This window comes from Streptomyces sp. SID5910 (genome assembly GCF_009862125.1).
GTDB lineage: Bacteria > Actinomycetota > Actinomycetes > Streptomycetales > Streptomycetaceae > Streptomyces.
In genome coordinates this window covers 1-433 of the sequence record NZ_WWHX01000495.1, presented here as the reverse complement: position 1 = coordinate 433, position 433 = coordinate 1, and the positions used below count along the sequence as shown (strand labels likewise).

At 74.4% G+C, this 433-nt stretch carries 1 pseudogene; it reads left to right on the top strand.

What is annotated here, in order from left to right:
* Positions 1-408 (top strand): annotated as a pseudogene (locus tag GTW67_RS17485) (Rne/Rng family ribonuclease); the annotation flags it as partial.
* Positions 409-433 lie beyond the last annotated feature (25 nt).

The window sequence follows — 433 nt, the reverse complement described above, 5'->3', positions numbered from 1 at the left end:
GAGAGCGCCGCTCCGGCCCGTCCGCGCCGTCGGGCGGTGCGCAAGCCCACCACCTCGACCGCGTCCGAGGAGGCGGCCGTCGTGGTCGTCCCGTCGGCCCCGGCGGAGGCCCCGGCCGAGGTCCCGGCCGAGGCGGAAGCCCCTGCTGAGGCGGAGGAGGCCGAGGCCCCGGCCAAGAAGGCGGCGGCCCGCAAGACGGCCAAGAAGGCGACGGCGAAGAAGGCCGCCACCAAGAAGACCGCGACGGCCAAGAAGACGACGACCGCGAAGAAGGCCGCGGCCAAGAAGGCGGCGACGAAGACGACGACCGCCAAGAAGGCCACGGCCAAGAAGACGGCGTCGAAGAAGACCGCGGCGGCCGAGCAGTCGGCGCCGTCCTCGGTCACGGCCGCCACCGACGAGGGCTGACCCTGGTCGTCCCTGTCGCACGACG